At 58.1% G+C, this 24,727-nt stretch carries 23 protein-coding genes; 13 read left to right on the forward strand and 10 right to left on the reverse strand.

All coding sequences use genetic code 11. The features are described from left to right. Nucleotides 1-4 precede the first annotated feature (4 nt). On the reverse strand, nucleotides 5-676 hold the full coding sequence (locus tag DR88_RS09795; protein ID WP_002916849.1) for a DUF1190 family protein: 672 nt from the start codon (nucleotides 674-676) through the stop codon (nucleotides 5-7). 167 nt (nucleotides 677-843) lie between these two features. Further along, nucleotides 844-2,316, reverse strand: a complete 1,473-nt coding sequence (tolC, locus tag DR88_RS09790; RefSeq protein ID WP_032443945.1) for an outer membrane channel protein TolC — start codon at nucleotides 2,314-2,316, stop codon at nucleotides 844-846. A gap of 196 nt (nucleotides 2,317-2,512) precedes the next feature. Between tolC and nudF the strand changes: the two genes are divergently transcribed. Genes nudF through parE form a run of 5 tightly spaced genes read left to right on the forward strand, consistent with a single transcriptional unit; the run spans nucleotide 2,513 to nucleotide 6,917 of the window. Further along, nucleotides 2,513-3,145, forward strand: a complete 633-nt coding sequence (gene nudF, locus DR88_RS09785; protein WP_002916848.1) for an ADP-ribose diphosphatase — start codon at nucleotides 2,513-2,515, stop codon at nucleotides 3,143-3,145. Then, the gene (locus DR88_RS09780; RefSeq protein WP_002916847.1) at nucleotides 3,142-3,564 is read left to right on the forward strand and encodes a DUF1249 family protein; all 423 of its coding nucleotides are present in this window, start codon (nucleotides 3,142-3,144) and stop codon (nucleotides 3,562-3,564) included. The genes nudF and DR88_RS09780 overlap by 4 nt, the downstream gene beginning before the upstream one ends. 24 nt (nucleotides 3,565-3,588) lie before the next feature. After that, entirely contained in the window at nucleotides 3,589-4,416 is an 828-nt protein-coding gene (gene cpdA, locus DR88_RS09775) for a 3',5'-cyclic-AMP phosphodiesterase (RefSeq protein WP_002916846.1), read from the forward strand. Then, a complete protein-coding gene (gene yqiA / locus DR88_RS09770; RefSeq protein ID WP_002916845.1) occupies nucleotides 4,416-4,991 on the forward strand; it encodes an esterase YqiA in 576 nt (191 codons plus the stop codon). The genes cpdA and yqiA overlap by 1 nt, the downstream gene beginning before the upstream one ends. Before the next feature lie 30 nt (nucleotides 4,992-5,021). Beyond that, on the forward strand, nucleotides 5,022-6,917 hold the full coding sequence (gene parE / locus DR88_RS09765) for a DNA topoisomerase IV subunit B (RefSeq protein WP_002916844.1): 1,896 nt from the start codon (nucleotides 5,022-5,024) through the stop codon (nucleotides 6,915-6,917). Between the two features lie 72 nt (nucleotides 6,918-6,989). On the opposite strand, the gene DR88_RS09760 is transcribed toward parE, so the two are convergent. The 4 genes from DR88_RS09760 to qseB all read right to left on the reverse strand — a co-directional run bounded on the left by DR88_RS09760 (nucleotide 6,990) and on the right by qseB (nucleotide 10,079). Next, nucleotides 6,990-7,304 carry a putative quinol monooxygenase gene (locus tag DR88_RS09760; RefSeq protein ID WP_002916842.1) on the reverse strand — a complete coding sequence of 105 codons (315 nt, stop codon included), beginning with the start codon at nucleotides 7,302-7,304 and terminating at the stop codon, nucleotides 6,990-6,992. 81 nt (nucleotides 7,305-7,385) lie between these two features. After that, on the reverse strand, nucleotides 7,386-7,967 hold the full coding sequence (locus tag DR88_RS09755; RefSeq protein WP_004900659.1) for an NAD(P)H-dependent oxidoreductase: 582 nt from the start codon (nucleotides 7,965-7,967) through the stop codon (nucleotides 7,386-7,388). Between the two features lie 106 nt (nucleotides 7,968-8,073). Beyond that, the gene (qseC, locus tag DR88_RS09750) at nucleotides 8,074-9,423 is read right to left on the reverse strand and encodes a quorum sensing histidine kinase QseC (protein ID WP_004149844.1); all 1,350 of its coding nucleotides are present in this window, start codon (nucleotides 9,421-9,423) and stop codon (nucleotides 8,074-8,076) included. Next, nucleotides 9,420-10,079 (reverse strand): quorum sensing response regulator transcription factor QseB, encoded by a 660-nt coding sequence (gene qseB, locus DR88_RS09745; protein ID WP_002916836.1) that lies wholly within the window; start codon nucleotides 10,077-10,079, stop codon nucleotides 9,420-9,422. The genes qseC and qseB overlap by 4 nt, the downstream gene beginning before the upstream one ends. A 150-nt stretch (nucleotides 10,080-10,229) precedes the next feature. Between qseB and DR88_RS09740 the strand changes: the two genes are divergently transcribed. The 7 genes from DR88_RS09740 (at nucleotide 10,230) to DR88_RS09710 (ending at nucleotide 19,269) form a co-directional block, all read left to right on the forward strand. Beyond that, nucleotides 10,230-10,625 (forward strand): YgiW/YdeI family stress tolerance OB fold protein, encoded by a 396-nt coding sequence (locus DR88_RS09740; protein WP_002916833.1) that lies wholly within the window; start codon nucleotides 10,230-10,232, stop codon nucleotides 10,623-10,625. A 77-nt stretch (nucleotides 10,626-10,702) separates the two neighbouring features. Further along, nucleotides 10,703-11,572 carry an AraC family transcriptional regulator gene (locus DR88_RS09735; protein WP_002916831.1) on the forward strand — a complete coding sequence of 290 codons (870 nt, stop codon included), beginning with the start codon at nucleotides 10,703-10,705 and terminating at the stop codon, nucleotides 11,570-11,572. 121 nt (nucleotides 11,573-11,693) lie between these two features. Then, entirely contained in the window at nucleotides 11,694-13,952 is a 2,259-nt protein-coding gene (gene parC, locus DR88_RS09730) for a DNA topoisomerase IV subunit A (RefSeq protein ID WP_004181324.1), read from the forward strand. 191 nt (nucleotides 13,953-14,143) lie between these two features. Next, nucleotides 14,144-14,881: a 1-acylglycerol-3-phosphate O-acyltransferase gene (plsC, locus tag DR88_RS09725; protein ID WP_002916826.1), complete on the forward strand. Its 738-nt coding sequence runs from the start codon at nucleotides 14,144-14,146 to the stop codon at nucleotides 14,879-14,881. 83 nt (nucleotides 14,882-14,964) lie between these two features. Further along, nucleotides 14,965-16,377, forward strand: a complete 1,413-nt coding sequence (gene ftsP, locus DR88_RS09720; RefSeq protein ID WP_004144547.1) for a cell division protein FtsP — start codon at nucleotides 14,965-14,967, stop codon at nucleotides 16,375-16,377. Between the two features lie 123 nt (nucleotides 16,378-16,500). Beyond that, complete coding sequence (locus DR88_RS09715; RefSeq protein ID WP_004174383.1) at nucleotides 16,501-18,684, forward strand: YgiQ family radical SAM protein; 2,184 nt, start codon at nucleotides 16,501-16,503, stop codon at nucleotides 18,682-18,684. Nucleotides 18,685-18,741: 57 nt separating this feature from the next. After that, nucleotides 18,742-19,269 (forward strand): GNAT family N-acetyltransferase, encoded by a 528-nt coding sequence (locus tag DR88_RS09710; protein ID WP_004144550.1) that lies wholly within the window; start codon nucleotides 18,742-18,744, stop codon nucleotides 19,267-19,269. Between the two features lie 35 nt (nucleotides 19,270-19,304). On the opposite strand, the gene dkgA is transcribed toward DR88_RS09710, so the two are convergent. Both dkgA and yqhD read right to left on the reverse strand, forming a co-directional pair. Next, on the reverse strand, nucleotides 19,305-20,132 hold the full coding sequence (gene dkgA, locus DR88_RS09705; protein ID WP_002916796.1) for a 2,5-didehydrogluconate reductase DkgA: 828 nt from the start codon (nucleotides 20,130-20,132) through the stop codon (nucleotides 19,305-19,307). Nucleotides 20,133-20,277: 145 nt separating this feature from the next. Continuing rightward, nucleotides 20,278-21,441, reverse strand: a complete 1,164-nt coding sequence (gene yqhD / locus DR88_RS09700) for an alcohol dehydrogenase (protein WP_004144551.1) — start codon at nucleotides 21,439-21,441, stop codon at nucleotides 20,278-20,280. Nucleotides 21,442-21,637: 196 nt separating this feature from the next. On the opposite strand from yqhD, the gene DR88_RS09695 reads away from it, so the two are divergent. After that, nucleotides 21,638-22,537: an AraC family transcriptional regulator gene (locus tag DR88_RS09695; RefSeq protein WP_032443946.1), complete on the forward strand. Its 900-nt coding sequence runs from the start codon at nucleotides 21,638-21,640 to the stop codon at nucleotides 22,535-22,537. Nucleotides 22,538-22,586: 49 nt separating this feature from the next. On the opposite strand, the gene yghB is transcribed toward DR88_RS09695, so the two are convergent. Both yghB and metC read right to left on the reverse strand, forming a co-directional pair. Further along, on the reverse strand, nucleotides 22,587-23,246 hold the full coding sequence (yghB, locus tag DR88_RS09690) for a DedA family general envelope maintenance protein YghB (protein ID WP_002916791.1): 660 nt from the start codon (nucleotides 23,244-23,246) through the stop codon (nucleotides 22,587-22,589). 131 nt (nucleotides 23,247-23,377) lie between these two features. Then, complete coding sequence (gene metC / locus DR88_RS09685; protein WP_004149836.1) at nucleotides 23,378-24,565, reverse strand: cystathionine beta-lyase; 1,188 nt, start codon at nucleotides 24,563-24,565, stop codon at nucleotides 23,378-23,380. Between the last annotated feature and the right edge of the window lie 162 nt (nucleotides 24,566-24,727).

A 24,727-nucleotide genomic window follows, 5' to 3' on the forward strand; every position in this document is an offset into this window, starting at 1 on the left:
TTGCTTAGCCGCCCATTGAGCGAGAAGAGGACGTTGAGCCTGCGGCGCTACGCTGCATGGTCGACTGTTTCGCTACCGACTCGCCAAAGCCGCCGCGGGTGACGGTGGTGGTGGTGGCTGGCTTCGGCGCCATCGCGGTTTTCGGCACATTCATGGTGCGGCCCGGCTGGGCGGCGCCATAGCTCTTGCCGCTGGCGTCAGTGTACTGACCGTAGGCCGGGCTGGCCGGATTTTTCGAGCTGAACAGCGGCTGCTGTTGCGCCATGCCGCCGCCCATCAGGCGGCCCATCATGTAGCCGGCCATCAGCGGCATCCAGAAGCTGCCGCTGCTTTGCGCCTGCGCCTGGTTTTCCGGGGCGACGCCCGCCTGGGCTGGCGTCTGCTGGCACTGGCCTTCGCCAAACTCGGCGACGCAGTCTTCGCGGGTGGCATACTTCGGCGCAGTGCGCTCTGCCTCTTTTACCGCGTTGGTGTAGGCCGTGGTGCATTCGGCTGCTTTGCCCGGGTTGGCGGCGGAGCAGTCATCGGCGTTCTGGTACAGCGACACCGTTTCGTCGCTTTTTTCACAACCGGCGAGCATAAAGACCGCGGTGACGGCCAGCGCGACCGGCGTCAGATGGCGTGCGCTCCAGCTTTTGCGGAACGACGAATGATTAATATTTTTTGTCCGTTTCATATTTGTCTTCCAGGACCCAGTGGTATGGCGTGTGTTAACGCTCAGGATAGAGGATGAGTGGTGGAAAATGAAGCGAAGAGGGGCGCTAAGCGGGGGATCTTTACGTTGCCTTACGTTTAACGCATCGCCTGTCCGACGGACAGGCGATGCGCATCACAGTATGAGAATTACTGACGGAACGGATTGCTGCCGCTGCTCTGGTTGGTCCGTGCGGACACCGGCTTCACCGCCGCGGTAGTGTTGCCGTAGCCATCAGCGGTGGCATCCTGTTGCGGATTTTCCGGCGCGACGCTATCTGCGGAGGTGGAGATGGGTTTACCCAGCGTGTTGTTCAGGGCGACCAGATCCTGCTCGTTCAGGGTACCTAACGCCGACTTAATGTTCAGCTCGTTGATCAGGTAGTTGTAGCGCGCATTCGAGAGCTGCTGCTTAGCGTTATACAGCGTAGTGGTGGCGTCGAGGACGTCAACGATCGTACGCGTACCCACCGAGTAGCCAGCTTCCATGGCATCCAGGGAGCTTTGCGCAGAGACCACCGCCTGTTTGTAGGCGTTGATGCTGCTGATGGAGGCGTTCACGTTGTTAAACGATGAACGCACAGTCTGCACGACGCTGCGGTGGGCGCTTTCCAGCTGCTCGCTGGCGCCAACGAAGTTGTATTGCGCCTGTTTGACCTGCGAGGTCACCGCGCCGCCCTGATACAGTGGCAGAGAGAAGTTCAGGCCGATTTGGTTCTGCCCGGCATCGTTATCCTGGTATTGCTGAGGATTATTATGGGTTTTTGAACCACTGTAGCTAGTATTCGATATCCCACTCGACGCGGATAGGCTGAGCGTCGGCAAATGGCCGTCCTGCGCCTGGCGAATCTGCTCGCGAGCCAGGTCCTGGTTCAGACGCGCCTGCAGCAGCGACAGGTTGCGGTTCTCCGCTTCCTTCAGCAGGGCGTTGACCGCCTGCGGCTTGTTGGTTTTGAAGCCATTCACGTTCAGGGAGGCCAGCTCCGGATAGTAATTACCGGTGACCTGACGCAGTTCTTCGACGGCGTTGTCGAGATCGTTACGCGCGGTGACTTCGTTCGCCAGCACGGCATCGTATTGTGAACGGGCGTTCTGTACGTCGGTGATCGCCACCAGGCCTACGTTAAAGCGCTGCGTGGTTTGATCCAACTGGCGGTAAATAGCCTGTTTCTGCGCTTCGGTATAGGAGAGCGTGTCGATGGCGGCCAGCACTTTAAAATAGGCCGTCGCGGTATTCAGAATCAGTGTTTGCTGATCGGTCTGATACGTGACATCCTGAATCCCTGCCGTTTTTTCCTGCAGCGTCAGGGCGCGCCATTTCGACATATCAAACAGAACCTGCGTTAACTGCAGCGAACCGCTGGTGACGTTTGAATTGATGCCGTTGCTGTCGCGATAGCCATTGGTATAGGTATAATCCGCTCCCAGCCCAAGCTGAGGCAGTAATGGACTGCGCGCTTCGTTGATCTTTTCGAACGCGGCGTCACGATCGGCTGCCGATTTACGCAGATCGGGGTTGCTGATGCGTGCCTGCTGGTAAACCTGAAGCAGGTTTTCCGCCTGGCTCATGGCGCTGAACCCGGTCAGGCTCAGTCCGATAAGAATGGGGAGCAATTTCTTCATTTGCATTCCTTGTTGTGAAGCATTTAGCGCTGGTCTAATTCTAAGAAAAATTCCGCTGATTGTATCGATTCTGCCGCCGTAAAAAGTTGGCGTTACGTGCCATCCGGCGGTAATTTGCACCAATCTAACATACGGACCGTAAAACGGTAGCCAAACGGTTTGGAAATCCCTAATTTCAGATTCGCAGGACATGACAATGAGCAAACCCACGCAGCAGGGAATTACCTTCTCCAAAAATGATGTAGAAATTATTGCACGCGAAACGCTATATCGTGGTTTTTTTTCGCTCGATTTATACCGTTTTCGCCACCGCCTGTTTAACGGCGGCATGAGTGGCGAAATCACCCGTGAAATTTTTGAGCGCGGGCACGCCGCCGTCTTGCTACCCTTTGACCCGGTGCGCGACGAAGTGGTGCTGGTCGAACAAATCCGTATCGCCGCCTATGATACCAGCGAGAGCCCGTGGCTGCTGGAGATGGTCGCCGGCATGATTGAAGCGGGTGAAACGGTGGAAGATGTTGCCCGTCGGGAAGCGCTGGAGGAGGCCGGGCTTGAAGTTGGGCGGACGAAACCAATATTAAGCTATCTGGCCAGTCCCGGCGGCACCAGCGAACGGTTATCGATCCTGGTGGGAGAAGTTGATGCATCGACGGCAAAAGGCATTCACGGCCTGGCCGAGGAAAACGAGGATATTCGGGTGCATGTGGTGAGTCGGGAGCAGGCTTACCAGTGGGTAGAAGAGGGGAAAATCGACAACGCAGCCTCTGTCATCGCCTTGCAATGGCTGCAATTGCATTATCACAATTTACGAAATGAGTGGACAAAATGAAGCGTTATACACCTGACTTCCCTGAGATGATGCGCCTGTGCGAGACCAACTTCGCGCAGTTGCGCCGCCTGTTGCCGCGAACGGATGCAGCGGGTGAGAAGGTAAGCTATCAGGTGGGAAGCGCGCAGTATCGGTTAACGATAGTTGAATCGACCCGCTACACTACTCTGGTGGCAATAGAGCAGACTCTGCCTGCAGTGAGCTACTGGAGCCTGCCATCGATGACCGTCCGCCTCTACCATGACGCCATGGTGGCCGAAGTGTGTTCGAGTCAGCAGATCTTTCGCTTCAAAGCGCGATATGATTATCCTAATAAAAAGTTGCATCAACGCGACGAAAAGCATCAAATTAACCAGTTTTTGGCCGACTGGCTGCGTTACTGTTTAGCACATGGAGCGATGGCGATTCCGGTTTGTTAGCGTCGTTAAACCTAAGGACACCATTTGGAAAGCCTGTTAAACCTACCTCTGGCTGGTGAGGCCAGAGTCAGGATATTACAAATTACTGATACTCACCTGTTTGCTGAAAAGCATGAAACGTTGTTAGGCATCAATACCTGGGATAGCTATCAGGCCGTACTGTCGGCCATTCATGCCTCACAGCGTCCATGCGATCTGATTGTCGCAACAGGCGATCTGGCGCAGGACCACTCCTCCGCGGCCTATCAGCATTTTGCTGAGGGCATCGCGAGTTTTGCTGCACCCTGCGTCTGGCTACCGGGCAACCATGATTTCCAGCCGGCGATGTACAGTACCCTGCAGGAGGCGGGCATTTCCCCTGCCAAGCGCGTGTTTCTCGGCGATCGCTGGCAGATCCTGCTGCTCGACAGCCAGGTGTTTGGCGTTCCCCATGGCGAGCTGAGCGACTTCCAGCTGGAGTGGCTCGAACATAAGCTGGCGGAGGCGCCGGAGCGCTATACCTTACTCCTGCTGCACCATCATCCGCTGCCGGCCGGCTGCAGCTGGCTGGATCAGCATAGTCTGCGCAACGCCGGCGCGCTGGACAGCGCGTTGAGCGCCTGGCCGCGGGTGAAGCATCTTTTGTGCGGCCATATTCATCAGGAACTGGATCTCGACTGGAATGGCCGGCGCATGATGGCGACGCCGTCGACCTGCGTCCAGTTTAAACCGCACTGTGCCAATTTCACTCTGGATACGGTGTCACCGGGCTGGCGCTGGCTGGAGCTTCACCCTGACGGGACGTTGACCACCGAAGTGTGCCGCCTGGAAGGCGCCGCGTTTCATCCGGATATTGCTTCAGAAGGCTACTGATGGCGACGCTCCTTTATCTGCACGGCTTTAACAGCTCTCCGCGCTCGGCGAAGGCGACGGCGTTAAAGACCTGGCTGGCGCAGCACTATCCTGAGATCACCATGGTGGTGCCGGAGTTGCCGCCTTACCCGGCGGAAACGGCGGAGCTGTTGGAGTCCATCGTGCTGGAGCACGGAGGCGAGCCGCTGGGGGTCGTAGGGTCGTCGCTGGGCGGCTACTACGCGACCTGGCTTTCGCAGTGCTTTATGCTGCCGGCGGTGGTGGTTAACCCGGCGGTGCGGCCGTTTGAACTACTAAACAATTTTCTCGGCCACAATGAGAATCCATACACCGGGCAGCAATATGTGCTAGAGTCTCGCCATATTTACGATCTCAAAGTCATGCAAATCGACCCGCTCGAAGCGCCGGATTTACTCTGGCTGCTGCAGCAGACCGGGGATGAAGTGCTTGATTACCGCCAGGCCGTTCATTACTACGCCTCTTGCCGGCAGACGGTAGAGGAGGGCGGTAATCACGCATTTGTCGGCTTTGACGATCATTTCACTCAGATTATCGAATTTCTCGGCCTGCGCTAAACGGCCCTGAACGACCTACGAATACACACCATGACGCAATCTTCATATAATGCTGATGCCATTGAGGTACTCACCGGGCTAGAGCCGGTGCGCCGCCGTCCGGGCATGTATACCGACACCACTCGTCCTAACCATCTTGGTCAGGAAGTTATTGATAACAGTGTGGATGAAGCGCTGGCAGGCCACGCCAAACGTGTGGAAGTTATCCTTCATGCCGACCAGTCCCTGGAGGTCATTGACGATGGCCGCGGGATGCCGGTCGACATCCACCCGGAAGAGGGCGTGCCGGCGGTTGAGCTGATCCTCTGCCGGCTGCATGCGGGCGGTAAGTTTTCCAATAAAAACTATCAGTTTTCCGGCGGCCTGCACGGGGTGGGGATCTCGGTGGTCAACGCCCTGTCAAAACGCGTGGAGGTCAACGTGCGTCGCGACGGTCAGGTCTACAGCATCGCCTTTGAAAATGGTGAAAAAGTGGAAGACCTGCACGTCACCGGCACCTGCGGCAAACGCAATACCGGGACCAGCGTCCATTTCTGGCCGGACGAAAGCTTCTTCGACAGCCCGCGCTTTTCCGTTTCACGTCTGACCCACCTGTTAAAAGCGAAAGCGGTGCTGTGCCCGGGCGTGGAAATTGTTTTCCGCGACCAGGTGAACAACAGCGAGCAGAGCTGGTGCTATGCCGATGGCCTGAACGATTACCTGAGCGAAGCGGTGAACGGCCTGCCGCTGCTGCCGGAAAAACCATTCGTCGGCGCCTTCTCCGGCGAGACGGAGGCGGTGGACTGGGCGCTGCTGTGGCTGCCGGAAGGCGGCGAACTGCTGACCGAGAGCTACGTGAACCTGATCCCGACTATGCAGGGCGGGACGCACGTTAACGGTCTGCGTCAGGGGCTGCTCGACGCGATGCGTGAGTTCTGCGAGTACCGTAATATCCTGCCGCGCGGCGTGAAGCTGTCAGCGGAAGATATCTGGGATCGCTGCGCGTACGTGCTGTCGGTGAAGATGCAGGATCCGCAGTTCGCCGGGCAAACCAAAGAGCGTCTGTCGTCGCGCCAGTGCGCGGCGTTCGTCTCCGGCGTGGTGAAGGACGCCTTCAGCCTGTGGCTGAATCAGAACGTGCAGGCCGCGGAGCTGCTGGCGGAGATGGCCATCTCCAGCGCCCAGCGCCGTCTGCGCGCGGCCAAAAAAGTGGTGCGCAAAAAGCTGACCAGCGGTCCGGCGCTGCCGGGTAAGCTGGCGGACTGTACCGCCCAGGATCTGAACCGTACCGAGCTGTTCCTTGTCGAAGGGGATTCGGCGGGCGGCTCAGCCAAGCAGGCGCGCGATCGCGAATATCAGGCGATCATGCCGCTGAAGGGCAAGATCCTTAATACCTGGGAAGTCTCCTCCGATGAAGTGTTAGCTTCGCAAGAAGTGCACGACATTTCGGTGGCGATTGGTATTGACCCGGACAGCGATGATTTAAGCCAGCTGCGCTACGGTAAAATTTGTATTCTGGCGGATGCGGACTCCGATGGTCTGCACATTGCCACCCTGCTATGCGCGCTGTTCGTAAGACATTTCCGTACCCTCGTGAAAGAGGGGCACGTCTATGTGGCGCTACCGCCGCTGTACCGTATCGACCTCGGTAAAGAGGTTTACTACGCGCTGACGGAAGAAGAAAAAACCGGCGTGCTGGAGCAGCTAAAGCGCAAGAAGGGCAAGCCAAACGTCCAGCGCTTTAAAGGGCTCGGTGAGATGAACCCGATGCAGCTGCGCGAAACCACCCTTGACCCGAATACCCGCCGCCTGGTGCAGCTGGTGATCAGCGATGAGGACGAGCAGCAGACCACGGCGATAATGGATATGCTGCTGGCCAAAAAGCGTTCGGAAGATCGTCGCAACTGGCTGCAGGAGAAGGGCGATATGGCGGATCTGGAAGTGTAAGTCTGTACGCTGCGCCAGACGTAAAAGGGAGCCTCAGGCTCCCTTTTTCATGGCATTACTGAGTCGGCGGACTTAAACGCCAGCCTGCAGAATACGGATGCTGGTCTCCAGCACATCGCCTTTGACCGCTTCCGACCAGGCTTTCATGTGCGGGGTTTGCAGGTGTGCTTCAAGATGCGCGACGCTTTCCCACTGCTCGACCATGACGATAGAGTCGGGCGCTGTGGTCTGGAAGCTGACGCCGGCGGCATGATCCACCAGCGGGGCATAGCCGTGGCAGCCGGCCTCCTGCAAAACGGTCGGAATAATTTTCGCGAACTGATCGAGAACCGCCTGGCGGTGGTGCTGGCCCGGGCGGGTACGGATTTCTGCAATCACTGTTAACATGGTTAACTCAACTCCTTCTGTGTGGATCTTGTCATACTCCAGGTTCCAATAACTCGAAATATGTAGAGCATAGACCCCTAGTTAACCAAAAATTTCCGCCAGATGCTTGCGATATTCTGCGATATACCGCGGGACATCAGGCATTTTTATCACGTCGTTGGCGATAAAGGTTGGCAATGCCTCCATGCCGAGGAACTGATTGGCTTTATGGAACGGCAGGTAAACGCCGTCAACGCCGACGCCGTGGAAGAACTGGTCCTGGTCGGTGAAGGCTTCCATCGGCGCGTTCCAGGTCAGAGAAAGCATATATTTTTTCCCCTGCACCAGGCCGCCGGAGCCGTATTTTTTGCTGGCGTCGGAGCGGGTACGGCCATCGCTGGCGTACAGCGAGCCGTGGCCTTCGGTAAAGACGTCATCCATATATTTTTTCACCGTCCACGGAGCGCCCATCCACCAGCCCGGCATCTGCCAGATCACCACATCGGCCCACAGGAAATTCTGTACTTCTTCTTTTACGTCGTACTCGCTTTCGGCGCGAACGCTTTTAACATCGTGCCCGGCGTCGCGCAGATAACTCTCCGCGACCTCGGTCAGGGTGTCGTTCAGTTGACCATTAGAGTGCGCGAACTTTTTCGCCCCATTGATAATCAGGATGTTGCTCATTTTTTACCCTCATATATGAAAATTTGCCGACGATCTTACCCCGCGAAGCGGGGCAGTAAAATGAGCAAAATGTGCAAAGTCTTTTGCCAAATGAGCAATAATCTCGCTACCAGTACACGCGGGCCTCGAAGCCGCCGTCGCGCGCGTTGGCAAAATCAACCTGCATGCCGTGCAGCGAGGCGATGCGCCTAACGATCGACAAGCCCAGGCCGCTGCCCGGCGCCTCCTGCCCCGGCGGACGATAAAAACGCTCGCCAATGCGCGAGAGCGCCTGCGGGCTAATGCCTGGGCCGTTATCGCGCACCCGGAACTCGCGGGCGTTGAGCGTGATATCGACCTGGCTGCCGCGCGGGCTATAGCGTACGGCGTTATCCAGCAGATTGCGCACCAGCAGACTGAGCAGCAGCGGCTGGCCGGTGCGGACGATATGGCTGGCATTAAGATGCAGGCGCAGCTCAATCCCGGACTGCTGCGCCGGGTGATACATCTCCATCACTGCCGACTGCAGCAGATCGGCGATGGCGACCTGCTGCACATCATCCAGTTGGGCGAGCGAGTCCAGCCGCGACAGCGTCAGCAGCTGATCCACCAGTCGGGTGGCGCGATCGATCCCCTGGTGGAGCTGATCCAACGCTTTCTCACGCCCTTCGGGATCGTCCAGGGAGAGTTGGGCGACTTCGGTCTGCACCTTCAGCGCCGCCAGCGGGCTGCGTAGCTCATGGGCGGCATCAGAGGTAAACCGACGCTCGCGCAGCATGGCGTCGTGAGTGCGTCGGAACAGCTGATTCAGCGCTTCGACCAGCGGGCGAACTTCGGCGGGGATCTTCTCCACGCTGAGCGAATCCGCCGAGTCCGGCGCGCGCAGGCGCAGCGTGCGCGCCAGATTTTTCAATGGCGCCAGCTCGCGGCTTAACAGCACGATGAGCAGCACGAACATCAGCGGCAGGGCAACCATCCACGGGGTGAGCTGCGAGGTCACGATATCCATCGCCATTTCGCGCCGGTAATCCCACTCCTGGCCGACGGCGATGCGGTAGCGGCCGTCGGCGGTGGTTAACCACAGGAAACGCCACTCGTCATCGTCGTCACGCAGATAGCCATCGCTGAATCCCTCGCGCTGCGAATTCCACTGAATATCCTCTCCGTTCTCGCCGTCATTAAGCACCATTTTGCCGTCGCGGGTGAAGATGGCGAACGCCAGCGCGTCGTCGTCGATGTGCCCGTGGCGTACCTTTTTCTTTTCCCCGAGCAAGGCGGGCGGGGCGCGCAGTTCATCGAAATGCATGACGCTCAGGCGGCGAGCGAACAGCAGCTGCTGGGTATCGAACAGCTTATCCAGCTTTTTGCTGGTCTGCTGCCAGGCGATAACGCTGGCCATCCCCCAGGCGGCGGTGGTCAGTACGGCAAACAGCAGCGTCAGGCGCAGGCGTAGGCTCAGGCGGGCAAGTCGTTTCATGCGTCACCCAGGGTATAGCCGATGCCGTGGACGGTACGGATAAAGTCGCTGCCGAGCTTGCGGCGCAGATGATGGACGTGAACTTCCACGGCGTTGCTGGAGACCTCGTCGTCCCAGGTGTAGAGCTTTTCCTCGATAAGCTTACGCGGCAATACGCGCCCGGCGTTGCGCATAAGCAGTTCCAGCAGGGCGAACTCCTTCGGCTTCAGCGCCAGGCTTTCGCCGTCGAGGCTGGCGGTTAAGCGGTTCGGATCGAGGATCACCTTGCCGTGGCGCAGTTCGCTGCTGCTCTGGCCGTGCGCGCGGCGGATCAACGCTTCGAGGCGCGCTGCCACCTCAATCAGGGCGAAAGGTTTGCACAGGTAGTCATCGGCGCCCAGGCGCAGGCCCTCCACCCGCTGGCTGAGGGCATCGCGGGCGGTGAGGATCAACACCGGCTCATGGCGGCCTTTATCGCGCCATTCGCGCAGAATATCGAGGCCATCGATGCCGGGTAGGGTGAGGTCAAGGATTGCGGCGTCGTAGGGGGCGCTGTATAAGGCATTTTTGCCCTCCAGCCCGGCGGTAAACCAGTCAATGCTAAAGCCCATTTTGCTCAGCCCGGCTTTGATGCCGTCGCCGATAAGCTTGTCATCTTCCACCAGTAATATGCGCATGTTTCCCTCCGACGATCCCGTTTCTTTGCGCAGTAAACCGCGTTGAAGCGGGTGATGTACAGCATTAAAATTTCTTTTTTCCGCTTAAGAAGTCGTTAAGTTTTGTCGGGCGTAATAGGAGCCATACCAACACAAAAGGGAGAATATAAGATGAAAAAAATTGCTGCGATGACCGCGATTATTGCTTTGGTTTCCATGCCGGTACTGGCCGCCGGGCAGGGAGGATTCACCGGACCGTCTACTACCACTACCACCCAGGCTGGCGGCTTCACCGGGCCGAGCGGCGCGGTGACCACCGTGGCGAACGCCAAGTCGCTGCGTGATGACACCTGGGTGACCCTGCGCGGTAAAATCGTCGAGCGCATCTCTGATGACCTGTATAAATTCCAGGATGCTTCCGGGGTGATCAATGTCGATATCGACCACAAGCGCTGGAACGGCGTGACCGTCGGCCCGCAGGACACAGTAGAAATTCAGGGGGAAGTCGATAAGGACTGGAACTCGGTAGAAATCGACGTTAAACAGATCCGTAAAATCGCGCCATAAGTCTCCGTCGGATAAGCGCAAGATCGGTCAGGAATCGCGATCCTCGCTCTGTCAGAGTATGTCGCGAGGAGGAGACGATGAACGATATTAAGGCCAGCCCGGCGTATGTCGGGCGCTTCCAGCGCGTCTGTAGGTACATTGCGCGCCATCTTGATGAGCCGCTGTCGCTGGAGACGCTGAGCGCGATAGCGCACAGTTCGCCTTACCATTTTCACCGGCAATTTAGCGCCTATACCGGCATTCCATTGTACCGGTATATTCAGTGGTTGCGTCTGCGACGCGCCTGTTGGCGCCTGGCGTTCAACCCCCGCGATAAAGTCATCGATATTGCCCTTGATGCCGGATTTCAGAATGCGGAGTCGTTCAGTCGTGCCTTCCGTACCGCGTTTGACCAAAGCCCGACCCAATTCCGTCAACAACCGGACTGGGCCGAGTGGCATCGACGCGTACCGAAACATACGCTACAGGAGCAAACGTCGATGGACGTCAACATTATTTCGTGCCCCTCCACCCGGATAGCCGTACTGCAACATCGCGGTAGCCCGGACCTTGTCAACGCCACCGCCGCGCGTTTTATCGCCTGGCGTAAGACGAGCGGACTATCGCCCGTCGCCACCAGCGATACCTGGGGGATCGCCTGGGACGATCCGCAGACCACCCCGCAGGAGGCATTTCGTTTTGATATCTGCGGTACGGTCGATCGGCCGGTTGGTGAAAACGCCTTTGGCGTGATTAACGGCGAAATCCCCGGCGGACGCTGCGCCGTCGTGCGCCATCACGGCTCGCTGGACACGCTGGCGAACAGCGTTTGGTTTCTCTATCGCGACTGGTTACCCGCTTCAGGCGAGACGTTACGGGATTTTCCGGTGTACTTCCGTTACCTCAATTTTGTCCATGAGGTGGCTGAGCATGAACTGCAAACCGATATTTATCTGCCGCTGGCCTGATTAAGCGTGACGGAATCCTCAGCCGATCTCACGGCCTGTGACTCAGGGCGTGAGATCGGGTATTATCGCGGGTAGTTTTGCCGTCCGAACGGTCGGTACCCAGATTGAGGATCCACGATTAATGAGCGATATGGCAGAGCGCCTTGCGCTGCATGAATTTACGGAAAATGCTTACCTGAACTACTCCATGTACGTGATCATGGACAGGGCATTACCGTTTATTGGCGATGGCTTAAAACCGGTCCAGCGTCGCATCGTCTATGCGATGTCCGAGCTGGGGCTGAACGCCAGCGCGAAATTCAAAAAGTCCGCCCGCACCGTCGGCGACGTGTTGGGTAAATATCACCCGCACGGCGACAGCGCCTGCTATGAAGCGATGGTGCTGATGGCGCAGCCGTTCTCTTACCGCTATCCGCTGGTGGATGGTCAGGGAAACTGGGGGGCGCCGGACGATCCCAAATCTTTCGCCGCCATGCGTTACACCGAATCCCGCCTGTCGAAGTATGCCGAGCTGCTGCTCAGCGAGCTGGGGCAGGGGACGGTCGACTGGGTGCCAAACTTTGACGGCACGCTGCAGGAGCCGAAAATGCTGCCAGCGCGTCTGCCGAACATCCTGCTGAACGGCACCACCGGCATCGCGGTAGGCATGGCGACCGATATTCCTCCGCACAACCTGCGGGAAGTGGCCAAAGCGGCGATTACGCTGATTGAGCAGCCGAAAACCACCCTCGACGAACTGCTGGATATCGTACAGGGGCCGGATTTCCCGACCGAGGCGGAGATCATCACCTCGCGGGCGGAAATTCGCAAAATCTACCAGAACGGGCGCGGCTCAGTGCGCATGCGCGCGGTGTGGAGTAAAGAGGACGGCGCGGTGGTGATCAGTGCGCTGCCGCATCAGGTCTCTGGCGCCAAAGTGCTGGAGCAGATTGCGGCGCAGATGCGCAATAAAAAGCTGCCGATGGTTGACGATCTGCGCGACGAATCGGACCACGAAAACCCGACCCGTCTGGTGATTGTCCCGCGCTCCAACCGGGTGGATATGGAACAGGTGATGAACCACCTGTTCGCCACCACCGATCTGGAGAAGAGCTACCGCATCAACCTCAATATGATCGGCCTTGACGGCCGCCCGGCGGTGAAAAACCTGCTGGAGATCCTCAGCGAGTGGCTGGTGTTCCGTCGCGATACCGTGCGTCGCCGTCTAAACCATCGGTTAGAGAAAGTGCTGAAGCGCCTGCATATCCTCGAAGGTTTGCTGGTGGCGTTTCTTAATATCGATGAAGTGATTGAGATCATCCGCACTGAAGATGAACCGAAGCCGGCCCTGATGTCGCGCTTTGGCATCAGCGAAACCCAGGCGGAAGCGATTCTGGAATTAAAACTGCGCCACCTCGCCAAACTGGAAGAGATGAAGATCCGCGGCGAGCAGAGCGAGCTGGAAAAAGAGCGCGACCAGCTGCAGGCGATTCTGGCGTCTGAACGTAAGATGAACAACCTGCTGAAAAAAGAGCTGCAGGCCGATGCCGATGCCTTCGGCGACGACCGTCGCTCGCCGCTTCACGAGCGTGAAGAAGCGAAAGCGATGAGCGAACATGACATGCTGCCGTCTGAGCCGGTGACTATCGTTCTGTCGCAGATGGGCTGGGTGCGCAGCGCCAAAGGACACGACATTGACGCCCAGGGCTTGAGCTATAAGGCGGGCGACAGCTGGAAAGCCTCGGCGAAGGGCAAGAGCAACCAGCCGGTGGTGTTTATCGATACCACCGGACGCAGCTATGCCATCGATCCGATTACTCTGCCTTCCGCACGTGGCCAGGGTGAACCGCTTACCGGCAAACTGACCCTGCCGCCGGGCGCGACCGTGGAGCATATGCTAATGGAAAGCGACGATCAGAAACTGCTGATGGCTTCCGACGCGGGCTACGGTTTCGTCTGTACCTTCAACGATCTGGTGGCGCGCAACCGTGCCGGTAAAGCGCTAATCACCCTGCCTGACAACGCGCACGTGATGCCGCCGCTGGTGATTGAGGATGAGTCCGATATGCTGCTGGCCATCACCGCCGCCGGGCGGATGCTGATGTTCCCGGTCAGCGATCTGCCGCAGCTGTCGAAAGGCAAGGGCAACAAAATTATCAGCATTCCGGCGGCGGAAGCCGCAGCCGGCCAGGACGGTCTGGCACATCTGTTTGTTCTGCCGCCGCAGAGTACGCTGACCATTCACGTCGGCAAACGGAAGATCAAACTGCGTCCGGAAGAGCTGCAAAAAGTCACCGGCGAGCGCGGCCGCCGCGGTTCGCTGATGCGCGGGCTGCAGAAAATTGACCGCGTGGAAATTGACTCGCCGCGTCGTGCCGCGGCAGGCGATAGCGAAGAGTAAGCGCGTCTCCTCCCCTCTTTGACGGGAGGAGACGAAAAAATGCCGCAAAATCGTTGTTTATTCAGGCGTTGCGATTAACAATGTCCATCATCAGGGACCCAGGAAGAACGGTCCCGGCCTGCGCAGAACTTGTGAGCCTGCCTTCTGCCAGCAGCGAATAATTCTAAGCGGTTTGGGTTTTAGAGGTAGCTATGCTATTCATTTTTCGAGTAATTTTCGTGGTCATTTATTGCATCGTAGTGTGCGTACTTGGCTGTCTGTACTGCTTGTTCAGCCCACGTAATCCAAAACACGTTGCCACTTTCGGCCATCTGTTTGGCCGTTTATCTCCGGTATTTGGCCTCAAGGTAGAGCTACGCAAACCCGCCGACGCGGAAAGCTATGGTAACGCGATCTACATCGCTAACCACCAGAACAACTATGATATGGTGACGGCGTCGAATATCGTGCAGGCTCCGACGGTCACCGTAGGTAAAAAGAGCCTGCTGTGGATCCCGTTCTTTGGCCAACTGTACTGGCTGACGGGCAATTTGCTGATTGACCGTAATAACCGAACCAAAGCGCACGGCACTATTGCCGAAGTCGTCAACGCTTTTAAAAAGCGTAAAATTTCGTTCTGGATGTTCCCGGAAGGGACCCGTAGCCGCGGCCGCGGCCTGCTGCCGTTTAAAACCGGGGCTTTTCACGCGGCTATTGCCGCTGGGGTGCCGATTATTCCGGTGTGTGTCTCGAATACATCGAATAAAATAAAGCTCAATCGCTGGAACAACGGTCTGGTGATTGTGGAAATGCTGCCGCCGGTAGATACCACGCAGTTTGGTAAAGACAACGTGCGCGCGCTGGCGACGCATTGCCGCGAGCTGATGGCCGCCAAAATCGCTGATCTGGACAACGAAGTGGCCGAGCGCGAAGCGGCTGGAAAGCAATAAGACAGGAAACGCCGCCAACGCGCGCGTATTGCTGGCGGGAAACGAATTCCCTTTTTCATTTGTCAGTATGTCATGGAGTTAATATGTCACTCAGTCGGCGTCAGTTTATTAAGGCTTCCGGCGTAGCGCTGTGCGCTGGCGCCGCGCCGCTGAAGGCCCATGCCGCCGGCCAGCAGCCTGCGCTGCCGGTTCCGCCGCTGCTGGAATCTCGTCGCGGCCAGCCGCTGTTTCTGACGCTGCAGCGTTCCCACTGGTCGTTTACCCCCGGCACCCGCGCCCCCGTCTGGGGGATCAATGGCCGCTATATGGGGCCGACGATCCGCGTCTGGAACGGAGACGACGTCAAGCTTATCTACAGCAACCGCCTGACGGAGAACGTGGCGATGACCATCCGCGGTCTGCAGGTGCCTGGCCCGCTGATTGGCGGCGCGGCGCGCATGATGTCGCCGAACGCCGACTGGGCGCCGGTGCTGCCTATCCGCCAGAGCGCGGCGACGCTGTGGTATCAGGCCAACACGCCGAACCGGATGGCGAAACAGGTTTACAACGGTCTGGCGGGCATGTGGCTGGTGGAAGACGAGGTCAGCAAGAACCTGCCGATCCCTAACCACTATGGCGTCGATGACTTCCCGGTGATTATTCAGGATAAACGGCTGGATAACTTCGGCACGCCGGAATATAGCGAACCGGGCAGCGGCGGCTTTGTGGGCGACACGCTGCTGGTTAACGGCGTGCAGAGCCCGTATGTTGAAGTGTCGCGCGGCTGGGTGCGCCTGCGCCTGCTGAACGCTTCCAACTCCCGGCGCTATCAGCTGCAGATGAGCGATGGCCGACTGCTGCATGTGATTTCCGGCGATCAGGGATTCCTGCCGGCGCCGGTTTCGCTCAAGCAGCTATCGCTGGCCCCGGGGGAGCGGCGTGAAATTCTGGTCGATATGACTAACGGCGATGAAGTATCCATTACCTGCGGCGAAGCGGCGAGCATCGTCGACCGTATCCGCGGTTTTTTTGAACCGTCAAGCATCCTGGTCTCCACGCTGGTGCTGACGCTGCGTCCGACCGGGCTGCTGCCGCTGGTGACCGACAGTCTGCCGGTGCGCCTGCTGCCGACCGAGCTGCTCTCCGGTACGCCGATCCGCAGCCGGGATATCACCCTTGGCGACGATCCGGGCATCAACGGCCAGCTGTGGGATCCGCAGCGTATCGATATCACGGCGCAGCAGGGGACCTGGGAGCGCTGGACGGTGCGCGCCGACCGCCCGCAGTCGTTCCATATTGAAGGGGTGATGTTCCAGATCCGTAATGTCAACGGCTCGTCTCCTTTCCCGGAAGATCGCGGCTGGAAGGACACCGTGTGGGTCGACGGGCAGGTTGAGCTGCTGGTCTATTACGCTCAACCGTCGTGGCCGCACTTCCCGTTCCAGTATCTGAGTCAGACGCTGGAGCTTGCCGATCGCGGCTCGATCGGCCAGATGCTGGTGAATCCCGCGCCGTAACCTCTTTGACCCTGGCCGGCGCACGGTCAGGGTTTGAGAAAATCCTCCTTCATTTCCACTATCATTCCGGCTTATAATCCACGCCCTTTTGGTTATTTTTTTATCATTTTCCCCGGAAGCAATATGAGCGCAATATCCCTGATCCAACCGGATCGTGACCTTTTTTCCTGGCCGCAATACTGGGCTGCCTGTTTTGGCCCTGCGCCTTTTTTACCGATGTCGCGTGAAGAGATGGATCAACTTGGCTGGGATAGCTGCGACATTATTCTGGTTACCGGCGACGCCTATGTCGACCACCCGAGCTTCGGGATGGCTATCTGCGGCCGCATGCTGGAAGCGCAGGGTTTCCGGGTTGGGATCATCTCCCAGCCGGACTGGAACAGCAAAGACGACTTTATGCGTCTGGGAAAACCGAACCTGTTCTTCGGCGTGACCGCCGGCAACATGGACTCAATGATCAACCGTTACACCGCCGACCGTAAACTACGTCATGACGATGCCTATACGGCGGGTAACGTGGCGGGCAAACGTCCGGACCGCGCTACCCTCGTCTATACCCAGCGCTGTAAAGAGGCGTGGAAAGATGTGCCGGTGATCCTCGGCGGCATCGAAGCCAGCCTGCGTCGTACCGCCCACTATGATTACTGGTCCGACACCGTGCGCCGTTCGGTGCTGGTGGACTCCAAGGCCGATATGCTGATGTTCGGCAACGGCGAGCGTCCGCTGGTGGAAGTGGCTCATCGCCTGGCGATGGGCGAAACCATCGACCAGATCCGCGATGTGCGCAATACCGCCATCATGGTGAAAGAGGCGCTGCCGGGCTGGAGCGGCGTGGACTCCACCCGTCTGGATACGCCCGGTAAAATTGACCCCATCCCGCATCCGTACGGTGAAGATCTGCCGTGCGCCGATAACAAACCGGTCGCGCCGAAAAAACAGGAAGCGAAAAGCATTACTGTGCAACCGCCGCGGCCCAAACCGTGGGAAAAAACCTATGTGCTGCTGCCTTCCTTCGAGAAGGTGAAAGGCGATAAGGTCCTGTACGCTCACGCCTCGCGCATTTTGCACCACGAAACCAACCCCGGCTGCGCCCGGGCGCTGATGCAAAAGCACGGCGAGCGCTACATCTGGATCAACCCGCCGGCAATCCCGCTCTCCACCGAAGAGATGGACAGCGTCTTCGCGCTGCCGTACAAGCGGGTGCCGCATCCTTCCTATGGCGATGCGCGTATTCCGGCGTATGAGATGATCCGCTTCTCAATCAACATCATGCGCGGCTGCTTCGGCGGCTGTTCGTTCTGCTCGATCACCGAGCACGAAGGACGCATAATCCAGAGCCGTTCTGAGGATTCGATCATTAATGAGATCGAAGCCATTCGCGACACCGTGCCCGGCTTTACCGGGGTGATCTCCGATCTCGGCGGGCCAACGGCCAACATGTATATGCTGCGCTGTAAATCGCCGCGCGCTGAGCAGACCTGCCGCCGTCTCTCCTGCGTCTATCCGGATATTTGCCCGCACATGGATACCAACCATGAGCCGACGATCAATCTTTATCGCCGCGCTCGCGAGCTGAAGGGCATCAAGAAGATCCTTATCGCCTCCGGGGTACGCTATGACATCGCGGTCGAAGATCCGCGCTATATCAAAGAGCTGGCGACCCACCACGTCGGCGGCTATCTGAAGATCGCCCCGGAGCATACCGAAGAGGGACCGCTGTCGAAGATGATGAAGCCGGGAATGGGCAGCTACGACCGCTTTAAAGAGCTGTTCGACACCTATTCGAAGCAGGCGGGTAAAGAGCAGTATCTGATCCCGTACTTTATCTCCGCTCATCCGGGGACCCGTGATGAAGATATGGTTAACCTGGCGCTGTGGCTGAAGAAGCATCGCTTCCGTCTCGACCAGGTGCAGAACTTCTATCCGTCGCCGCTGGCGAACTCGACCACCATGTATTACACCGGCAAGAACCCGCTGGGTAAAATTGGTTATAAGAGCGAAGAGGTGGTGGTGCCGAAGGGCGATAAACAGCGCCGTCTGCACAAAGCGCTGCTCCGCTACCACGATCCGGCAAACTGGCCGCTGATCCGTCAGGCGCTGGAGGCGATGGGCAAGAAGCACCTGATTGGCTCCCGCCGCGACTGCCTGGTGCCAGCGCCAACCCTGGACGAAATGCGTGAAGCGCGTCGCCAGAACCGCCATACTCGTCCGGCGCTGACCAAGCACACGCCGATCGCCCATCAGCGCCAGACGCCTGCCGCTGCGGGCGCGAAAAAACGCGTTAAGCCGAAGGCCGTATCACGCTAAGCGGCTGGCCCGGCGGGATCGCTCGCCGGGAACATCTGTGAAAAAAGGAGAGAGGTGATGACGCCGGTCATCCTGTCGCGACAACAACTGGACCAGCTCTGGGAGATAGACCGCAGCGAAATTATCGATACGCTCTACCGTCTCGATAACGGTCAGCTGCGGGCTTATCGGGAATATTATGACGTGCGTGGCTGGGACCCTCACGATCGTCAGGTTTATACTCCGATTCACGAGGCCTGTTACGATCGCGGCGGTATTTTTTTCGCCTTTTTTGACGATGAGCAGATGATTGCCGCAGCGGCGCTGGATACGCTGCCTCGCGGCATGAATGGCGAGCTGCGCCAGCTATTATTCTTTTATGTAGGGGCGGGAAAGCGCGGCCAGGGCTGGGGGCGGCGACTGTTTCAGTATGCCCTGCACCAGCTGCCAGAAATGGGGGCGTCCGGCCTCTATATCTCGTCGATCCCCAACAAAAACACCGTCGATTTTTATCTGGCTCAGGGATGTCGCTTAGCGGATAAGCCCGACCCGGCGCTGTTTGCGCTGGAGCCAGAGGATATTCATCTGGTCTGCGATCGCCTTTAACGCCGAGGCGCTAAAGGCGATGGCAAGAGAGAGCATTATCCGCCGAACTGATCCGGGTCAGGACCGAGACGTTTACCCTGGTCCAGCTTCGCGATCGCTCCCAGCTCATCTTTGTCGAGACGGAAGTCCCAGACGTCAAAGTTTTCCGCGATACGCGACGGCGTGACGGATTTCGGGATCACCACCAGACCGCTGTCGAGATGCCAGCGGATGACGATTTGCGCCGGCGTTTTGCCGTACTTATCGGCGAGCTGGTGGATGACTTTTTGATCGAAGACGCCTTCGCCGCCCTGGGCCAGCGGGCTCCAGGATTCGGTCTGGATCTTGTGGGTGGCGTTCCACGCGTGCAGCTGACGCTGCTGCATAAGTGGATGGAGTTCTATCTGATTGATCACCGGGGCGACGCCGGTTTCATCAATCAGCTTCTGCAGATGCGGTACCTGGAAATTACACACGCCAATGCTTTTGGTCAGCCCCTGCTGCTGCAGCTCGATCAGCGCCTGCCAGGCCTCGACGTAATGGCCGATAGCCGGTACCGGCCAGTGGATTAAATAGAGATCCACATAGTCCAGCTTCAGTTTGCTGAGGCTCTCTTTCAGCGCCTCGTGCGGCCGTTTTTGATCGTCGTTCCACAGCTTAGTGGTGATGAAGAGCTCATCGCGGTTGACGCCAGCGCTGTGCAGCGCATTGCCGACGCCGGTCTCATTTTGGTACGCGGCGGCGGTGTCAAAAGAGCGATAACCGACTTCCAGCGCCTTATGAATGGCGGAGACGACTTCCTCGTTGCCAGCTTTCCACACGCCGAGACCCAGCTGCGGCATCAGGTTGCCGTCGTGCAGTTTTATAACGGTTGGATGTGTCATGCCTTCCTCCTGTTAATGAACTCGGCGAAGCAGGATCCGCCGAGGGGTAGCATTAAGTCTGGACGAAATAGCTAAAAACGGTAGTAAAAACACCTCTCCCCGGCGTTTGTTTAACGTAAGGAGAGGTGAATCAGGCGGGGAGTGCTTAGCGTGCAGCCTCGTAGATACGGCGGCTGACGTCCAGGGTGATATCCTGATGTTCGCCCAGTTTAGTCATGCCGTGCTCTTCCAGTTTCGCCAGCAGCGCCGGGATGGAGCTACCGTCGAGACCGTAATCGGAAAGGCGGGTCGGCACGCCCATCTGCTCGAAGAACTGACGCGTTGCGGCGATGGCGGCATCGATACGTTGGTCGTCAGAGCCTTCGGTAATATTCCACACGCGCTCGGCATACTGCAGCAGCTTCTCGCGCTTGGCATCGCGTTTCTCATTCCACAGCGCCGGCAGCACGATAGCCAGCGTCTGGGCGTGATCCAGGCCGTGCATCGCCGTCAGCTCGTGGCCGAGCATATGCGTCGCCCAGTCCTGTGGCACGCCTGCGCCGATCAGGCCGTTCAGCGCCTGCGTCGCCGCCCACATAATGTTGGCGCGCACGTTATAGTTCTCCGGTTCCTGCAGGGCTTTCGGGCCATCCTCGATCAGGGTCAAGAGAATGCCTTCGGCGAAACGGTCCTGGATTTTGCCGTCTACCGGGTAGGTCACGTACTGCTCGACGGTATGGACGAAGGCGTCAACCACGCCGTTCGCGACCTGGCGCGGCGGCAGGGTATAGGTATAAACCGGATCGAGGATCGCGAACTGCGGCTGGACGTGCGAAGACATAAACGCGCGTTTGTCGCCGGTGGTTTTCCGCGATATGACCGCGCCTTTGTTGGATTCAGAACCGGTCGCTGGCAGAGTCAGTACCGAGCCCATTGGAATGGCGCTGGCAATTTTGCTGCCATAGGTTTCCAGAATTTCCCACGGATCGATATCCGCGTCGTAGTGGGCTGCTGCAGCGATAAACTTGGTGCCATCCAGCACCGAACCGCCGCCGACCGCCAGCAGGAAGGTCACTTTCTCTTCCCGGGCGAGTTTCACCGCATTCATCAGGGTTTCGTAAGACGGGTTCGGCTCGATGCCGCCAAATTCAAGGACATCCAGGCCATTCAGAGCGGTGAGGACCTGATCCAGGACGCCTGTTTTTTTGACGCTGCCGCCGCCGTAGGTGATCAGTACGCGGGCTTCCGCCGGGATCTGTTCACGCAGCTTTTCAATCGCGCCTTTGCCAAACAGAATGCGGGTTGGGGTATGCAGGTCGAAATTATTCATTGCTTAAGTCCTCCAAAGAGTAAAACCGTCGACAGGGACGATACCGCTGCCCGATGAAGGTTATTGTGGTCCTGGCGCCGTTGACCCTCAATGCACATTCCTGCCGATGTCTTGCCTATTTCTCCATATGGCTGGAGAATTTGTAGCGGCCTGCGCACAATGTACAGGTGAAGAAACATCGGGAGAGACGGTGGCAATGCAACACGCAGAGATATGTCGGACATTAACGGAGAAGATTAACCTGCTGAAAGATAAGCACGAAATGTTAAGTTCGTTGCTGCCTGACGTCCGTTTGCTGTACGGAACGCAACCGGGGCCCCGGACGCCGGTGATGTATCAGCCGGGGATCGTTTTTCTCTTTTCGGGCCATAAAATTGGTTATATCAATGAGCGGACTTTTCGCTACGATACAAACGAATATTTACTGCTGACCGTGCCGCTACCTTTCGAGTGCGAAACCTTTGCCACCCCGGAGGTGCCCCTCGCCGGGATGCGCCTGAACGTCGATATCCTGCAACTGCAAGAGCTGCTGATGGATATTGGCGAAGATCCGCTGTTTCAGCCTGCGGTCGCCTCCAGCGGGATAAACTCCGCGGTACTCTCGGAGGATATTCTGTGCGCTGCCGAACGGCTGCTTGACGTGATGGAGCGGCCGCTGGACGCACGGATCCTGGGCAAGCAAATCGTCCGCGAAATTCTGTATTATGTGCTGACGGGGCCCTGCGGCGGCGCGCTGTTGGCGCTGGTCAGCCGGCAGACCCACTTCAGCCTGATAAGTCGCGTGCTCAAGCATATCGAAAGCCAGTACACCGAAAACCTCAGCGTCGATCGGCTGGCGGCGGAAGCGAATATGAGTGTGTCAGCGTTTCACCATAATTTTAAAGCGGTGACCAGCACTTCTCCTTTGCAGTATCTGAAAAACTACCGTTTGCATAAAGCACGAATGCTGATGATCCATGACGGCATGAAGGCCAGCGCGGCGGCGATGCGCGTGGGATATGAAACCCCTTCGCAGTTCAGCCGCGAGTTTAAGCGCTACTTCGGTTTGACGCCGGGAGAAGACGCCGCGCGTATTCGCACGATGCAGGGGATGTAATACCGGGAAAGGGCGGCCGGGCGGGCGCAGGCCCCCCGGCAGGTAAGCGTCAGGCGCTGCAATATTTCTTTTTAATGACCACGAACAGCGTGCCGAGCAGGCCAGCCAGCAGCAGGGCAATCGGCAGGATCATCAGACAGGTCATCACCTGATCTTCATGGCGCTTCACAAACGGGATCATGCTCAGCGCATAGCCAAGACCCGTCACCACACAGACCCACAGCAGGGCGCTCAGCCAGTTGAAGAACTGGAAGCGGCGGTTCGGCAGGCCAGAAATCCCGGCCATGGTTGGCAGCAGGGTGCGGACAAACGCCAGAAAACGGCCCGCGAGCAGCGCCAGCAGGCCGTGGCGGTCAAACATGCAGGTGGCGCGCTGATGGTACTTATGCGGCAGATGCGCCAGCCAGCCTTTCACCGTTTGCGTATTGCCCAGCCAGCGCCCTTGCACATAGCTCAGCCAGCAGCCGAGGCTGGCGGCGGCGGTCAGAATGGCGATAGTGGGCACAAAGTCCATGACGCCTTTAGCAATCAGCGCGCCGGCGAGCAGCAGCAGGCTGTCTCCCGGTAAAAAGGAGGCGGGCAGCAGCCCGTTTTCCAGAAACAGGGTCGCGAACATAACCAGATATACAACGCCCACAACGTGAGGGTTCGCCAATGCGGCAAAATCATGTTGCCACAGCGCGGCGACAATCTCTTGAATGACAACCATGGACTTTCCTAAGTGGTACCGTATTGTTGACTAGTGTACTCCTGAAGAGGCCCGAGCACCTTGATCCCGGGCGCAACAAAAGCGGCCGCTTTGCTAAAAAGCGTCCGCTATTGTTGCCACTGACTGTCACTTTACACGATACGCGCGAAGCCCGCTGCTAAATCCGCCTGCAGATCGTCAACATTTTCGAGACCAATGTGCAGGCGGATCAGCGTGCCGCTGAAGTCGACTTCAGCATCCGGTCGAATGTGGGCGATTTGCTCCGGCTGGTTGGCGAGAATCAGCGACTCAAAGCCGCCCCACGAATAGGCCATACTGAACAGGCTGAAATTGTCGAGATACTCCGCCAGTTCGGCATCATTGAGGCGCTTGCTGAGCACAAACGAGAATAGCCCGCTGCTGCCGGTGAAATCACGTTTCCAGAACTCATGACCTTTACTGCCGGGCAGGGCGGGGTGGTTTACCCGCGCCACCTGCGGGTGCTGCGCCAGCCACTCGGCGATGCGCAGGCTGCTTTCATGATGCTGACGCAGGCGCACGCCCAGGGTGCGCAGGCCGCGGCTGGTCATATAGGCAGTATCGGCGTCCAGCATTTGCCCCATCAGGTAGGCATTTTCACGCAGCTGCGGCCAGCAGCGCGCGTTCGCCACCGCGGTGCCCACCATGGCGTCGGAATGGCCGATCAGGTATTTGGTGCCTGCCTGAATGGAAATATCAATGCCAAAATCCAGGGCTTTAAACAGGATCCCCGCCGCCCAGGTGTTATCGATCATGATAATCGCTTCCGGGGCGACCTGACGCACGGCGGCGACTATCGCCGGCACATCGTGCACTTCCATGGTGATCGAGCCGGGCGATTCGAGGAACACCACGCGGGTCTCAGGGCGAACCAGACGGGCGATATCGGCGCCGATTAAGGGATCGAACCAGCTGGTGGTGACGCCGAGTTTGGCGAGAATTTTGGTACAAAAGTCCTGGCTTGGCTCATAGGCGGTATTGGTCATCAGCACATGGTCGCCTTGCTCGACAAACGCCAGGATAGTGTTAGCCACCGCCGCGGCGCCGCAGGGGAAGAGGGCGCAGCCGGCGCCGCCTTCCAGCTCGCACATCGCTTCCTGCAGCGAGAAATGGGTCAGGGTGCCGCGACGACCGTAGAACAGCTCGCCGTTGGCCCGATTGCGGGTGGCGTGCTTTTTAGCCTCGACAGTGTCGAAAACCAGCGATGACGCGCGCTGGATAACGCTGTTCACTGAGCCCTGGGTGTACTTTTTGCTCCGCCCGGCGTTGACCAGTGCGGTATCAAGATGTTTATCAGCCATGTTGACGAACCTGTTTTTATACGTCTGGACGTCTAAACTAACATGAATCTGCTTTTCTGTACCAGCGCACCGCCGATACAGGCGAAAATATTACCCGGCCCGCGGTTAGCCGCTTTTTTACTGCGTAAGCGCAAGGAAAATAAACGTGATTTGCTGCACAGT

This window comes from Klebsiella pneumoniae (assembly GCF_000742135.1).
Taxonomy (GTDB): Bacteria; Pseudomonadota; Gammaproteobacteria; order Enterobacterales; family Enterobacteriaceae; genus Klebsiella; species Klebsiella pneumoniae.

Coding starts and splice junctions, on each gene's coding strand:
- DR88_RS09795 (WP_002916849.1), bottom strand. CDS start 676: ATGAAACGGACAAAAAATATTAATCATTCGTCGTTCCGCAAAAGCTGG.
- tolC (WP_032443945.1), bottom strand. CDS start 2,316: ATGAAGAAATTGCTCCCCATTCTTATCGGACTGAGCCTGACCGGGTTC.
- nudF (WP_002916848.1), top strand. CDS start 2,513: ATGAGCAAACCCACGCAGCAGGGAATTACCTTCTCCAAAAATGATGTA.
- DR88_RS09780 (WP_002916847.1), top strand. CDS start 3,142: ATGAAGCGTTATACACCTGACTTCCCTGAGATGATGCGCCTGTGCGAG.
- yqiA (WP_002916845.1), top strand. CDS start 4,416: ATGGCGACGCTCCTTTATCTGCACGGCTTTAACAGCTCTCCGCGCTCG.
- parE (WP_002916844.1), top strand. CDS start 5,022: ATGACGCAATCTTCATATAATGCTGATGCCATTGAGGTACTCACCGGG.
- DR88_RS09760 (WP_002916842.1), bottom strand. CDS start 7,304: ATGTTAACAGTGATTGCAGAAATCCGTACCCGCCCGGGCCAGCACCAC.
- DR88_RS09755 (WP_004900659.1), bottom strand. CDS start 7,967: ATGAGCAACATCCTGATTATCAATGGGGCGAAAAAGTTCGCGCACTCT.
- qseC (WP_004149844.1), bottom strand. CDS start 9,423: ATGAAACGACTTGCCCGCCTGAGCCTACGCCTGCGCCTGACGCTGCTG.
- qseB (WP_002916836.1), bottom strand. CDS start 10,079: ATGCGCATATTACTGGTGGAAGATGACAAGCTTATCGGCGACGGCATC.
- DR88_RS09740 (WP_002916833.1), top strand. CDS start 10,230: ATGAAAAAAATTGCTGCGATGACCGCGATTATTGCTTTGGTTTCCATG.
- DR88_RS09735 (WP_002916831.1), top strand. CDS start 10,703: ATGAACGATATTAAGGCCAGCCCGGCGTATGTCGGGCGCTTCCAGCGC.
- parC (WP_004181324.1), top strand. CDS start 11,694: ATGAGCGATATGGCAGAGCGCCTTGCGCTGCATGAATTTACGGAAAAT.
- plsC (WP_002916826.1), top strand. CDS start 14,144: ATGCTATTCATTTTTCGAGTAATTTTCGTGGTCATTTATTGCATCGTA.
- ftsP (WP_004144547.1), top strand. CDS start 14,965: ATGTCACTCAGTCGGCGTCAGTTTATTAAGGCTTCCGGCGTAGCGCTG.
- DR88_RS09715 (WP_004174383.1), top strand. CDS start 16,501: ATGAGCGCAATATCCCTGATCCAACCGGATCGTGACCTTTTTTCCTGG.
- DR88_RS09710 (WP_004144550.1), top strand. CDS start 18,742: ATGACGCCGGTCATCCTGTCGCGACAACAACTGGACCAGCTCTGGGAG.
- dkgA (WP_002916796.1), bottom strand. CDS start 20,132: ATGACACATCCAACCGTTATAAAACTGCACGACGGCAACCTGATGCCG.
- yqhD (WP_004144551.1), bottom strand. CDS start 21,441: ATGAATAATTTCGACCTGCATACCCCAACCCGCATTCTGTTTGGCAAA.
- DR88_RS09695 (WP_032443946.1), top strand. CDS start 21,638: ATGCAACACGCAGAGATATGTCGGACATTAACGGAGAAGATTAACCTG.
- yghB (WP_002916791.1), bottom strand. CDS start 23,246: ATGGTTGTCATTCAAGAGATTGTCGCCGCGCTGTGGCAACATGATTTT.
- metC (WP_004149836.1), bottom strand. CDS start 24,565: ATGGCTGATAAACATCTTGATACCGCACTGGTCAACGCCGGGCGGAGC.